This is a genomic window from Rhodococcus sp. 3258, from assembly GCF_031456475.1.
In the GTDB taxonomy this organism is placed as follows: domain Bacteria; phylum Actinomycetota; class Actinomycetes; order Mycobacteriales; family Mycobacteriaceae; genus Rhodococcoides; species Rhodococcoides fascians.
In genome coordinates this window covers 104,107-116,057 of record NZ_JAVDUT010000005.1, presented here as the reverse complement: position 1 = coordinate 116,057, position 11,951 = coordinate 104,107, and the positions used below count along the sequence as shown (strand labels likewise).

The window sequence follows — 11,951 nt, the reverse complement described above, 5'->3', positions numbered from 1 at the left end:
CGGAGCGGCCTCTCGGTGACTGGGTTCCCCGGACAGTGTCTATGTCACTGAAATAAAGGGGACCCCGCGCACCCGGCAGAGCCCATTGACCCTTGCTGCCTTCCGGCCCTGGGGGAGTTCACAGGATGCGCGCCGCGCGGGATCCGTTAGGAAGTGTAGCCGCCTCCCGTCGGGCAACGCATCACCACCCTTCGCGCCTCCCGATTTGGGAGTTGGTGGGGGTAACCGGGTAAGCTCCCTCACGGAGGATTCGCCTAGTGGCCTATGGCGCTCGCCTGGAACGCGGGTTGGGTTAACGCCCTCAGGGGTTCAAATCCCCTATCCTCCGCCAAAGAAGCCCCCGTGACCTGTCACGGGGGCTTCTTGCTGTTCAGGGAGGGGTGCTCCGGCTCGCGCCCACCCGTCTCCCGATCAGCCCACCCGTCTCCGGATCAATGGGCGTTCGAGTCCGTCTGAGTGCAACAAAGCCGCATTCATCCGGTGGGGTGCGGCGACCCGATCCGGATGAATGCGACTTTGTTGCAATCTGAGCGACTGAAACCCACATTGATCCCAAAGTGGGGGCGCAGCAGACGGGCGGCACCGAACTAACGAGCCGACCAACCACCATCCATGGTGTAGGACGCCCCGGTGACCATGCCTGCGTTCTTGGACGTCAGCCATCCCACCAGCGAGGCGACTTCGGCCGGTTCGACGAGTCTCTTGATGGCAGCCTCGGTCAGCAGCACCTTTTCGAGTACTTCGTCTTCGGGGATGTCGTGCGCCTTGGCCTGATCGGCGATCTGTTTTTCCACCAGCGGTGTGCGGACGTATCCCGGGTTGACGCAGTTGCTCGTCACGCCGTGGGCTGCACCTTCGAGGGCTGTCACTTTCGACAGTCCTTCGAGTGCGTGTTTGGCGGTGACGTAGGCGACCTTGAATTCCGATGCCCGCAGTCCGTGCACCGACGACAGGTTGATGACTCGGCCGAACCTGCGTGCGTACATCCCAGGCAGCGCCGCACGAATCAGCAGGAACGGGGCCTCGACCATCAGCGTCTGAATGCGACGGAACGCGCCCGGGTCGAAGTCGACGATCGGTGCCACCGTTTGGATACCCGCGTTGTTCACCAGGATGTCGACGTCGAGCCGAAGGTCGTCCAGTGCGGCGGTGTCGAGCAGATCGACCGACCACACCTCGCCTTCGAGCTCGGCCGCCAATTCCTTTGCTGCGACGTCGTTCACGTCGGCGATGGTGACGCGGGCACCGCGGCCGGCGAGCTCACGCGCGCACGCGGCCCCGATGCCGGACGCTCCCCCGGTGACGAGGGCGGAGCGTCCGGTCAGGTCGGTCACTGCTTCGCAATCGGATCGAGCAGACCGGCCTTGGCCAGCTCGGCTTCGGTGGCCAGGTTCTTGGCGTCGGCGATGTCGATGCTTTCGAGCGCCAGTCCCTTTGTCTCCCTGGCTACGATGACGGCAACCACGGTGATCGCGCAGGCCACGGCCAGGTACACCGCGATCGGGACGGACGAGCCGTAAATGTCGAGCAGCTTCACCGCGATGATCGGGGCCAGCGAGCCGGCGACGATCGAGGTGACCTGATAGCCGAGGGACACACCGGAATACCGCATCCGCGTCGGGAACATCTCGGCCATGATGGCCGGCTGCGTGGCGTACATGAAGGCGTGGAACATCAGGCCGATGATGATGGCCAGCAGGATGACGACGTTATGGCCGCTGTTCATCATCGGGAAGGCGAAGAAGCCCCACGTTGCCGCGGTGAGGGCACCGGCGAAGTACACCGGACGGCGGCCGATGCGGTCGGCGAGCCTGCCCACCAACGGAATTGTGCAGAAGTGGATCGCGTGGGCGATGAGCATCCACCACAGGATCGTGCTGGTGTCGGTGCCGACCTCCACCTTGAGGTAGGTGATGGAGAAGGTGACGACGAGGTAGTACATGACGTTCTCACCGAAGCGCAGACCCATCGCGGTGAATACGCCACGCGGGTAACGCTTCACGACCTCGAAGACGCCGTACGACGCGGCCTTGATGACCTCGGCCTGCTTGTGTGCCTCGAGGAAGATCGGGGCGTCGGAGACCTTGGTACGGATGTAGTAGCCGACGAAAACGATGACGGCAGAGAGCCAGAACGCGACGCGCCAGCCCCAGCTGAGGAACGCTTCGTCGGACAGGGTTGTCGTCAGGACGAGCAGTGCGACGGTGGCGAGGAGGTTACCGGCGGGCACGCCTGCCTGCGGCCAGCTGGCCCAGAATCCGCGGCTCTTGTTCGGACTATGTTCTGCGACAAGGAGAACCGCGCCGCCCCATTCGCCGCCGACGGCGAAGCCCTGAATGAATCGCAGGGTGACCAGCAGTGCCGGTGCCCAGTAGCCGATGGCCTCGAATGTCGGTAGGCAGCCCATGAGGAACGTGGCACCACCGACGAGGACGAGGCTGAACTGCAGCAGCTTCTTTCGGCCGTACTTGTCGCCGTAGTGTCCGAAGACGATGCCGCCCAAGGGTCGTGCGACGAAGCCGACGGCGTAGGTGACGAAGGCCGCGAGAATGGCGTCGAGCTCACTGGTTCCGGCCGCGAAGAAAATCTTGCTGAACACCAGTGTGGCGGCGGTTCCGTAGAGAAAGAACTCGTACCATTCGACGATGGTGCCGGCCATCGATGCTCCGACGACCTTCTTCAGGCCCGTGGGGGTGGCATCGGGGTCCGGCTCGGACCTTTCTGCCAGCGGTTGGTCGACGCTCATAGCTTCTCCTGTGTTGCTCGGCACTGCGTGCTCGTGTTTGTGACAGACCACACATGTAGCGGGGTTGGTCTGAGTATTGGTGCAGATCTTTTTCTGCGCAAGAGGCATGAACGCAGGTTCGATCTGCAAAACTGCACACATGACACGCGGTGACGGGAAGGTTCCCAGTGCCGACGACCTGCTGGTCCTGCTCGCCGTCAGTCGAACCGGACGCTACAGCTCCGCTGCCGACGACCTCGGCATCAACCACACGACCATCTCCCGACGCATCGCCGCACTCGAGGACACACTCGGCGGACGAGTGCTCACCCGCGCCGGCGGAGGTTGGGAACTGACCCAACTGGGGCACGGCGCACTCGCCGCTGCCGAGGCCGTCGAAAACGCGCTGCAGACGCTGGTCTCGAGCGACGCGGGTGCGCTGAAGGGCGTCGTACGCATCTCGGCCACGGACGGCTTCAGCGCTTACATCGCAGCTCCCGCGGCTGCTCGCGTGCAACGCACCCATCCGCTGGTGTCGGTGGAGATCGTCGCGACCACCAGACGTGCGTCGAGGCAACGGTCCGGACTGGACATCGAGATCGTCGTCGGACAACCGCAGGTGCATCGCGCGGAGGCCATCCGGCTCGGCGACTACGTGCTGGGTCTGTACGCGTCGCAGACCTACGTGGACGAGCACGGCACGCCGCAGGTGCCGGCCGACCTCGCCGCCCATCCGTTCATCTACTTCATCGACTCGATGCTGCACGTCGACGATCTGGATCTGGCCCCCAACTTCACTCCGACGATGCGCGAATCGGTGACGTCGACCAACGTCTTCGTCCACGTCGAGGCCACACGAGCCTCGGCGGGCATCGGATTGTTGCCGTGCTTCATGGCCGACCGACACCCCGACCTGCAACGAATCCTGCCCGACGCCATCGCGGTGACCCTGACCTACTGGCTCGTCACCCGCACCGAAACCCTCAGACGACCCGAAGTGTCCGCAGTGATCGACGCAATTCGTGCGGTGGTCACCGAACAACGCTCGGCTCTGCTGGGTGAGAAATGAAACGCACGGAACCTACGCCCCACAAGGAGAGTCCCCTGATGTCCGATATCGATTTCTATTTCGATCCGGTATGCCCGTTCGCGTGGATGACCAGCAAATGGGTTCGCAAGGTTCAGGCCCAGCGCGATTACACCGTCGACTGGCGGTTCATCTCGCTTCGCCTGCTCAACTCCCACATCGACTACGACGCCCATTTCCCACCCGAGTACGAGGCCGGCCACACCGCAGGTCTGCGACTGTTGCGGGCCGCTGCCTCTGTTCGTCGTGAGCATGGGTCGGACGCTGTCGGGCCGCTGTATCAGGCCCTCGGAACGCACATATTCGATACCGAGATCGTGCCCGACGACGCTGCGAGTCACGGACATCGCGGCACCGCGGCATTCCTCGGGCCGATCCTCGAGGAAGTCGGGCTGCCCACCCGTCACACTGCAGCACTCGATGATTCGACGATCGACGACGAGATCCGGGCCGAAACCGATCATGCGCTGTCGCTGACCGGCAAGGACGTCGGAACTCCCATCATCGCCTTCGAGCCGCCGGACGGTGTGGCGTTCTTCGGTCCGGTGATCAGCCGACTACCCAGCGACGAAGAAGCAGTACCGCTGTGGGACAACGTGATCGGACTCGCACGATTCCCTGGATTTGCCGAGATGAAGCGCAGCATGCGTGAACTCCCCCAGTTGAAGGCACTGGGGGTGACGGAGGACGAGGTTGGCGTGCAACAGGATTGGCACGGCGGGAGCCGACGGCAGAAGAAGTGAATTGCCCTCCGATCTAGTCGGTCAGTACGTCGTCCATGTTGCCGACGTCCGGGGTCCCGGTGTCGAGGCCGTACCGCAGGTAGACGGTGCCCTTGCCGTCGACGGCCGGTGGCTCGAGCAGCGTCAGATTGCTGGGCACGGTGCCGTCGGCGAACACCTTCTTTCCCACTCCGAGAAGGATGGGATGCACCCACAGATCGAGTCGATCGAAGAGCTTCTCGCGCAACAGGGTCTGCACCAGATCGAGACTTCCGACCACCTTGATATTGTCGTGTCGATCTCGGATCTCACGCACGGCTCCGGCCAGGTCCGGTCCGAGCTGGGTCGAACCGTTCCACAGCAGATCGGGTGTGCCGCGGGAGGCCACGTATTTCGGGATGGTGTTGAACAACGTTGCGAACGAATCGTGTTGGTGCGGCCAGTACGCGGCGAAGATGTCGTAGGTGCGCCGCCCGAGCAGGAGCGCATCCGTGCCCTCGTAAGCGGCGGCGACCTGCGCCCCCGAAACCTGGTCGAGCAAAGGAGCCTGCCAGCCGCCGTAGGGAAAATTCTCGGGGTCTTCCTCCGGGCTTCCGGGTGATTGCGCGACGAGGTCGAGGGTGGCAAAAAGCTCCAGCGTGATGAGGCCCATGATTGCTCCTGGTTCTGTAGGACGAAAGCTCGATCAGCCCAATACTTTCCGTAGTGTCTCGGCAAATTCGGTCGGCTTTCCCGTCTGACCGAATTCGCCGCCGAGGAAGCCCGAGTGGCCGCCGGGAAAGACAATCGGCTCCGATCCGAGGAGCGCCGCAGTGGAATACGCTGCGCGAGCGGCGATGTGACCGTCCTCGGGGCCGCCGGATTCCTCGCCGACTCCGATCACAACCGTGGTGGGAGCAGCACGCATTGCATCGACGTCGGGTGCGAAATCGACTCCGCCGCCGCGCATGTTGGACATCAGGGCGTCATCGCGGGTTCCGTCGTCCTCGGCCGAGACGCCGAACTGCGCCGGGTCCGGTGTCGGGCGATCGAAGAACGTGTTGTCGATGGGTCCTGCGTGCATGAGCAACGCCATGAACTGAGCCATGGCCGGACCGCGGCCGTGAGCATCGTATGCGGCCACCATGTTTGCGCACACGGTCGCGATGTTCTCGCGATCCGGCAGGGTGCCTCCGGCGGGTAGTTCGTGGGCCACCAACGTCCGGACATCGGACGGGTATCTGCTGACGAGTACCAGCGCATTGACCGCACCCCCGCTCGAGGCGAACACATCGACCGGCCCATGGCCGACGGCGGTGAGCACTGCGTGCAGGTCGTCGGCATGTTGGCCGAAGGTGACCGCGGCGGTCGTGTCGTCTCGTCGACTGCGTCCGACATTTCTCGGGTCGTACGTGACGACCACTCGGTCGCGGAAGTGCGATGCCAACGTCCCGAACCCGCTCGCATCCATCGGTGAGCCGATGAGCACCAAGGGAGTGACCCCGGGCTCGAGTTCGCCGATCACGTCGTACGTCAGGGTCGCACCGGGCACGGAAACTGTCTGTGTCGTCATGCTGGTGTGGACCTTGGTCTGCGCGAAAACTCACCGTCTAGTCGTAGAGAACCGCAGTTCCCGTCTGCCTCAACTTCTCCAAACCTTCACGAAACCGGTTCAGGTATTCGGGCGAATGCCCGACCCACTCGGACGTCTCTTCGACGATGCGTACCGGTTCCGCGCTGCGGTAGGAATGAGTCGGATTGCCGGGGAACTTCTTGTCGGTGACGTTCGGATCGTCCTCGACGCTGCCGGTCGGCTGCACGATGTAGACCCGAGGAGGCCCCTCGCCGACGGCCATCTCGGCCGCGAGCACGGCACCGTCCAGCACCTTGGTCATGTAGATGTAGTTCGAGATGTGCTCGGGACGGTAATTGGAGCGATAGCCGGGAGACAAGTAATCACCGGCCTTCAGATCGGCCTTCGTGCCATGAAAGTAAGAACCTGACTCGTGCACGCGAAATCGCTCCGGTGTGTCGGCCATGTCTGCCATAGAAATTCCTCCGTGTCGGTAGCCGGAAGAGTGTGCACCGCCGATGGGGTCTTGCCGCAAGCCCCCAACTCAGCGATAAACTGAAGGCAACGGTGGCAGGCACGGCCACATCACGTCGCGCATTCACTCGACACGAGAAAGTCACGCGTAGTTCGTGGTTCGCGACCGAGCAGTTCGCCCAACAGCGGGTCGGTACCGGCGAATCGGCCGTCGTGGGCGGCGAGAAAGATGCCAAGGGTGAAGCGAGCCATGAACTCGTTCGCACCTGCAGCCACGCGATCGGCGACCCACTGCTCCTCACCCACGATCGATACCTCGATCTTTCGACCCACGACTGTCGACGCGATGGCCGCTACCTCGGTCATTGTCGGAGCATCGCGGGCCGTCAACACCGTGGGGCCCTCGTATGCGCCATCCGACGTGAGTATCGCGGCGGCAGCTTCCGCCGAATCCGCTCTGTCGGTCCACGAAACAGGGCCGTCCACGGGTATGGATACAACGCCGGTCTCGCGCCAATCGCCCATGACGAAATCGAGGCTGTGTGCGTAGAAGCCGTTGCGTAACGACGTCCACGCCACACCGCTGTCGGCCAACATCTGCTCGGTCGCAGCATGATCGCGCGCAGGCTTGAACGGACTGTCGAGCCCCGCGCCCTGGTGACTCGTATAGAGAATGCGCCCGGCACCGGCGGCGACCGCCGCGTCGATCGCGTTGCGATGCAACGCTGTCGCGTCGGCCCCGGGATCGCTGGACGAGACGAGCAACACCTGGTCTGCCCCGTCGAACGCCGTCGTCAGCGAGTCCGAATCGTCATAATCGCCTCGACGCACCTGCACGCCACGATCCGCAAAGCGCTGCGCCCGAGCCTCATCGCGAACCGCGACGGCGATCTCCGAGGGGCGAACGAGGTCGAGTAGATGGTCGACGGTGGCACCGTTCAATGCCCCGGTAGCTCCGGTGATGACAATCATGACAACCTCCAGTTATCAATGGAATCAAATAGAAGGTAACACCGGAAACACAACGATAGCAACAGTGCGTTATCGTCGATACGTGAAGGATTCGTCGACGAGCACCAGAGACAGCACCCGTCGACGAATCGTCGATGCCGCAGCTCGGCTTCTGCAAGAAAACGGCCCTGGGGCGGTGACCACTCGCGGCGTCGCCGAGTCGGCCGGGGTTCAGGCACCGGCCATCTACCGATTGTTCGGGGATAAGAATGGTCTGCTCGACGCCGTGGCCGAACATGTCATGGCCACCTATGTGTCCACGAAGTCCGAGATCGCAGACAATGAGCTCGCCGAGAACTGTGACCCCGTGGAGGATCTGAGAACCGGATGGCGCGCACAGATCGAGTTCGGGATCGCCAACCCAACCTTGTTCGCTCTGCTCAGCGACCCTGCTCGAGTGCCCGATTCTCCCGCGGTCCGGGAAGGAGAAGCCGTTCTCGCGGCACGGATTCGCCGGATAGCCCGCGCCGGCCGACTTCGGGTCACCGAGCAGCGCGCGGTGGAGCTCATTCATGCCGCGGGTACGGGTGCTGTCCTGACCATCCTCGGCACACAGCTCGATCGCCGAGACGTCGGACTCGCCGACGAGCTGTTCGATGCAGTCATGCGCCACATCGTCGTCGACACACCTCGGTATCCCGAAAGCTCTGCGCACGGTGCAGCGATTGCCTTGCGAGCCTCGATTTCCGACATCGACGTACTGAGTAATTCGGAGCGGCAGTTGTTGGCCGAGTGGCTCGATCGGATATCCGGGTGACGATGCACCCGATGCGCGGACACTGGTGGTATGGCCGCACGAATTGACTCGATCGCCGTTCGACGAGGCAGACCTCGCGCGACGAGGAGCCGTTCGACGCCACCGTTCATGAACTCGGCTCTGCCGAGCCAGAGTTGACAGTCCCGACGCGAATCTGGATATGGCCTCCGCGGACAGCGCGGGCCGAAAGATCCTGCAGCAGTGGCGTCATCGCTGTCCACGGATGCGCCTCGATATCCGCCCCTCCGAGTCGACACGCAAGCTTCGCGAGCGGCGTCCACGCAGTTGCTCGTCCGACGGGCCGCTGCATGTCGACGACGGCCACGACGCCGCCCACCCGTGTAGCCGAGATCATCGATTCGAGCGCCGCCTGCCATGGCGTCATCAATGACAGCGCGTAGGTGCTCAGGGCCGCATCGAACGGGGCCTGCTCCCCCAGATCGGCGGACGTCAGGGCGGTGGCGTCGGCGGGGATCAATGTGACATTCATCCACCCTGCGCGGGCAGCTCGAAGTCGGGCCTGTTCGAGCATCTGCGGGCTGGCATCGATTCCGGTGATCGAGCCGGTCGGGCCGATCATCCGCTGCAACCCGGCGAAGTTCAGCCCCGTCCCGCAGCCGAGGTCCAGAACATGGCTCCCCACAGGCAGATTCATCAGCTCGAACGCCGCCTCCCGTCCGGCTCGATACACCGGCCATTCGGCGGAGATCACGTCGTACAGGCGCGCCGAGAAGGTGTACTTGGTCGGTCGTCTCATCTCGGGTCTCTCCAAGGCGCGGGCATAGTGGGAGGTATGGGAATTCGTCGTTCGTCTTCGAGTGTGCCCGAGAACCGCGCCGACGTGGTCGTGGTGGGCGGCGGTACCGCCGGCATCGTGGCGGCAAAGACCGCGGCCGGCTTCGGCATTCGCGTCGTGTTGATCGAGCGGGACCGCACCGGCGGCGACTGCCTCTGGACCGGGTGTGTGCCGTCGAAGGCTCTGCTCGCGGCGGCTTCGGTGGCTGAGACGGTTCGATCCGCGTCCCGGTTCGGCATCGACACCGAACCACCGCGCGTAGATTTTGCGCGCGTGATGCAGCACGTGCACGGGTCGATCGCCGAGATCGCGCCGATCGATTCACCCGAGGCACTCACTGCGGCCGGGGTCGACGTTATCAGCGGTAACGCCGTGTTCACCGGTCCGAACACGGTGAATGTTGGCACGCGGATGCTGCATTTCGGTCAGGCGATCGTGACCACCGGCGCGCATCCCACAGTGCCGGCGATCGACGGCATCGAGCACGTGGACTACCTGACCAGCGACACCCTGTGGGATCTGAAGGACTTACCGCAGCGACTGCTGATCGTCGGTGCCGGGTCGGTGGGTTGCGAAATGGCGCAAGCATTCTCGCGTCTCGGATCCGACGTCACCCTTGTCGGACGGTCAGCGACGATCCTTCCCCGCGAGCACCCTGAGGCCTCGTCGATACTGACGCAGGCCCTGACCGACGAGGGCGTGCGCGTCCTGACCTCCACCGCCGTCGTGCGCATCGAGAACGGCTCGGCCGTGACCGACTCAGGTGTCGAGATCCAATTCGATCGGGTGCTCGTCGCCACCGGGCGGACCCCACGAACCGCGTCGCTCGGGTTGGGCACGGCCGGTGTGGAATTGGACGGCAACGGATTCGTGCGGGTCGACGAGCATCTACGAACCACCAATCCCCGCATCTGGGCGGCCGGAGATCTCACCGGTCACCCTCAGTTCACCCACACCGCCGGTGTGCACGGCAGCCTGGCCGCGAGCAACGCGGCGCTCGGCCTGAACCGAAAGGTGAGTACGACGGGGATGCCGCGGGTGACGTTCACCGATCCCGAGATCGCTTCGGCCGGAATCGATGTGCGGACTGCGCGGCAGCGTGGACTTCGATTGCAGACGCTCGATCACCATCACGTCGATCGAGCCGTCACCGAGGGCAGAACTACCGGATCGACGACCCTCGTTCTCGACGCGAAGCGTCGGATCGTGGGAGCGTGTGTGGTGGGACCGCGAGCGGGCGAGACTATCGGGGAGCTGATCATCGCCATCGAGCAGGGCCTGCGTACCCGCGATCTCGCCGGGGCAACGCACCCGTATCCGACGTACAACGACGGGCCGTGGAACGCGGCGATCGCAGACGTGAAGGCGCAGTTGGGTTCTCCGGTGATTTCTCGGGCAACCGCCGCACTGGCGAAGGCGCGCGGTGCGTGGTTCGTCAGGAAAGAGCGCGATACCCGGCGATGATCCGTTGGGTAGAGCTCACCGCGACCACGGCCGCCCACACCACCGCGATCTGCCACGAGATGCCGGGGAGCAGTAGCCAGAGACTGTGCACCGCAATTGTTTCGGCACCCTCGGCCAGGCCCCCGAGGAACGACAGCGAGCGGCCGTCGTCGATGGTACGACCGGTGCGTTCGGCAATCGAGGAGAACGCAAGAAATGCGGTGCCGTTGATGTAGTACGCCAACAGCACCAGCAGGAACGGCCACCAGGGGGCGTCGTACGCGGCCGAGGCACCCACCGCGACGCCCACCACCGTCGTTCCGTACACCACGAAATCGGCGGTGATGTCGAAGAACCCGCCGGCCCCGGCTGTTGTCGCCCGCCTGCGTGCCAGCGGTCCGTCCAGACCGTCGGCGATGCGGGAGACGATCCACAATGCCAAAGCGAGCAACCAGAATTGCAGGCCGGCGGCCAGTGCACTACCCAGGCCCAGAACGAGTCCCGCCGCGGTGATCCGGTCGGGCGTGATCGCCGGACGATCGAGTGCGCGGGCGCAGCGATCGAGCGGACCTTCGAGGTGGCGCCGCAGGTAGCTGTCGATCATTCGGTGGCTCCGGTCAATCCGAGACGTCGGGCCAACAGAGCCGAGCCGGCCGCGATCGCCAGCACGGCAAGCAATGCGATGGCAAACGGCCATGACAGCGGCGACGTCCCGTAGGCACCGAGCGCGGTGTAGGCGACGGTCGCGGGCACGATCCCGATCATGGTGCCCACCACGTAGTCACGTTGCCCCACGGCACTGACTCCGGCCGCGTAGTTGACCAAGGAGAACGGCAGCGGCACCAGTCGCACGAGCAGTACCGACAGCAATCCGCGTCGTCCGAGCATGGCGTCGAGCCGGCGGAGCCTGTCCCATTCCGTGCGGGCCACCTGTCCACGGCCGAGCGCGCGCGCTCCCCAGTACCCGAGATATGCCCCCACGGTGGCGGCGAACACCACGACGGTCGCGCCCACAGCCAACCCGAACAGCAGTCCCGACGCGATGGTCAACGTGCTGGCGGGGAACGGAGTGGCCGACAGGACGGCATAGAGCACGACGAACAACGCGATGCCCCACGGCCCGGCCGACGCCACTCGGTCACGAATGAACGACGGATCAGGCAGGTCGACGGTGCCGAGCACGATCACCACAGCGATGACGACCACGGCAGCCGCGAGCAATTTCAGGGTCGTGCCGCGGCGACTACGCGTCGGGCGGTCCTGCGTCACGGTGTGTGCCTCTCGTCCGACGGTTCACGATCCATTGTGCACACGGCCGGTCTGCCCGCGTGTTCAGCGGTTGTCGCATTCGACCGATTACGGTGGTGGGGGCAGCGTCGACGAC

The 11,951-nt window shown here is 64.4% G+C and carries 13 protein-coding genes, 1 tRNA gene and 1 other RNA gene; 5 read left to right on the top strand and 10 right to left on the bottom strand.

The annotated features are described in order from the left end of the window. Positions 1-53: 53 nt before the first annotated feature. An RNA gene (gene ffs / locus J2X62_RS16715) (signal recognition particle sRNA small type) lies at positions 54-148 on the bottom strand. Between the two features lie 95 nt (positions 149-243). Between ffs and J2X62_RS16710 the strand changes: the two genes are divergently transcribed. Next, positions 244-331 (top strand) — tRNA-Ser (locus tag J2X62_RS16710). Between the two features lie 256 nt (positions 332-587). Here J2X62_RS16710 and J2X62_RS16705 read toward each other — a convergent pair. Continuing rightward, complete coding sequence (locus tag J2X62_RS16705) at positions 588-1,334, bottom strand: 3-hydroxybutyrate dehydrogenase (protein WP_094623041.1); 747 nt, start codon at positions 1,332-1,334, stop codon at positions 588-590. Continuing rightward, entirely contained in the window at positions 1,331-2,746 is a 1,416-nt protein-coding gene (locus J2X62_RS16700; protein WP_310182034.1) for an MFS transporter, read from the bottom strand. Before J2X62_RS16700 ends, J2X62_RS16705 begins: the two co-directional genes overlap by 4 nt. Positions 2,747-2,885: 139 nt before the next feature. Here J2X62_RS16700 and J2X62_RS16695 point away from each other — a divergent pair, with 139 nt between their 5' ends. After that, a complete protein-coding gene (locus J2X62_RS16695) occupies positions 2,886-3,794 on the top strand; it encodes a LysR family transcriptional regulator (protein WP_094644222.1) in 909 nt (302 codons plus the stop codon). A 38-nt stretch (positions 3,795-3,832) separates the two neighbouring features. Further along, positions 3,833-4,555, top strand: coding sequence for a hypothetical protein (locus J2X62_RS16690; protein ID WP_222072368.1), 723 nt, complete (start codon positions 3,833-3,835; stop codon positions 4,553-4,555). A 13-nt stretch (positions 4,556-4,568) separates the two neighbouring features. Here the strand turns inward: J2X62_RS16690 and J2X62_RS16685 are convergent, their stop codons facing one another. From J2X62_RS16685 to J2X62_RS16670, 4 genes are all read right to left on the bottom strand, one after another. Next, on the bottom strand, positions 4,569-5,186 hold the full coding sequence (locus J2X62_RS16685) for a dihydrofolate reductase family protein (RefSeq protein WP_222072367.1): 618 nt from the start codon (positions 5,184-5,186) through the stop codon (positions 4,569-4,571). A gap of 33 nt (positions 5,187-5,219) precedes the next feature. Then, positions 5,220-6,086, bottom strand: a complete 867-nt coding sequence (locus J2X62_RS16680; protein WP_222072366.1) for an alpha/beta fold hydrolase — start codon at positions 6,084-6,086, stop codon at positions 5,220-5,222. Between the two features lie 37 nt (positions 6,087-6,123). After that, a complete protein-coding gene (gene arr, locus J2X62_RS16675) occupies positions 6,124-6,552 on the bottom strand; it encodes an NAD(+)--rifampin ADP-ribosyltransferase (protein WP_222072365.1) in 429 nt (142 codons plus the stop codon). Positions 6,553-6,671: 119 nt separating this feature from the next. Then, positions 6,672-7,532 (bottom strand): NmrA family NAD(P)-binding protein, encoded by an 861-nt coding sequence (locus J2X62_RS16670; protein ID WP_310182027.1) that lies wholly within the window; start codon positions 7,530-7,532, stop codon positions 6,672-6,674. Positions 7,533-7,614: 82 nt separating this feature from the next. Between J2X62_RS16670 and J2X62_RS16665 the strand changes: the two genes are divergently transcribed. After that, positions 7,615-8,328 (top strand): TetR/AcrR family transcriptional regulator, encoded by a 714-nt coding sequence (locus J2X62_RS16665; protein WP_222072363.1) that lies wholly within the window; start codon positions 7,615-7,617, stop codon positions 8,326-8,328. A gap of 106 nt (positions 8,329-8,434) precedes the next feature. Here the strand turns inward: J2X62_RS16665 and J2X62_RS16660 are convergent, their stop codons facing one another. After that, on the bottom strand, positions 8,435-9,085 hold the full coding sequence (locus J2X62_RS16660; RefSeq protein ID WP_032408542.1) for a class I SAM-dependent methyltransferase: 651 nt from the start codon (positions 9,083-9,085) through the stop codon (positions 8,435-8,437). A 36-nt stretch (positions 9,086-9,121) separates the two neighbouring features. Between J2X62_RS16660 and J2X62_RS16655 the strand changes: the two genes are divergently transcribed. Continuing rightward, a complete protein-coding gene (locus J2X62_RS16655) occupies positions 9,122-10,588 on the top strand; it encodes an NAD(P)/FAD-dependent oxidoreductase (RefSeq protein WP_052073583.1) in 1,467 nt (488 codons plus the stop codon). Here the strand turns inward: J2X62_RS16655 and J2X62_RS16650 are convergent. Both J2X62_RS16650 and J2X62_RS16645 read right to left on the bottom strand, forming a co-directional pair. Beyond that, on the bottom strand, positions 10,560-11,171 hold the full coding sequence (locus J2X62_RS16650; protein WP_310182024.1) for a CDP-alcohol phosphatidyltransferase family protein: 612 nt from the start codon (positions 11,169-11,171) through the stop codon (positions 10,560-10,562). The genes J2X62_RS16655 and J2X62_RS16650 overlap by 29 nt on opposite strands. Then, on the bottom strand, positions 11,168-11,836 hold the full coding sequence (locus tag J2X62_RS16645) for a VTT domain-containing protein (protein ID WP_310182022.1): 669 nt from the start codon (positions 11,834-11,836) through the stop codon (positions 11,168-11,170). The genes J2X62_RS16650 and J2X62_RS16645 overlap by 4 nt, the downstream gene beginning before the upstream one ends. Positions 11,837-11,951: the final 115 nt, after the last annotated feature.

Bases quoted from the DNA above. Each gene is read 5' to 3' on its own strand.
- J2X62_RS16700 (WP_310182034.1), bottom strand. From the start codon at position 2,746: ATGAGCGTCGACCAACCGCTGGCAGAAAGGTCCGAGCCGGACCCCGAT.
- J2X62_RS16695 (WP_094644222.1), top strand. From the start codon at position 2,886: ATGACACGCGGTGACGGGAAGGTTCCCAGTGCCGACGACCTGCTGGTC.
- J2X62_RS16690 (WP_222072368.1), top strand. From the start codon at position 3,833: ATGTCCGATATCGATTTCTATTTCGATCCGGTATGCCCGTTCGCGTGG.
- J2X62_RS16685 (WP_222072367.1), bottom strand. From the start codon at position 5,186: ATGGGCCTCATCACGCTGGAGCTTTTTGCCACCCTCGACCTCGTCGCG.
- J2X62_RS16680 (WP_222072366.1), bottom strand. From the start codon at position 6,086: ATGACGACACAGACAGTTTCCGTGCCCGGTGCGACCCTGACGTACGAC.
- arr (WP_222072365.1), bottom strand. From the start codon at position 6,552: ATGGCCGACACACCGGAGCGATTTCGCGTGCACGAGTCAGGTTCTTAC.
- J2X62_RS16670 (WP_310182027.1), bottom strand. From the start codon at position 7,532: ATGATTGTCATCACCGGAGCTACCGGGGCATTGAACGGTGCCACCGTC.
- J2X62_RS16660 (WP_032408542.1), bottom strand. From the start codon at position 9,085: ATGAGACGACCGACCAAGTACACCTTCTCGGCGCGCCTGTACGACGTG.
- J2X62_RS16655 (WP_052073583.1), top strand. From the start codon at position 9,122: ATGGGAATTCGTCGTTCGTCTTCGAGTGTGCCCGAGAACCGCGCCGAC.
- J2X62_RS16650 (WP_310182024.1), bottom strand. From the start codon at position 11,171: ATGATCGACAGCTACCTGCGGCGCCACCTCGAAGGTCCGCTCGATCGC.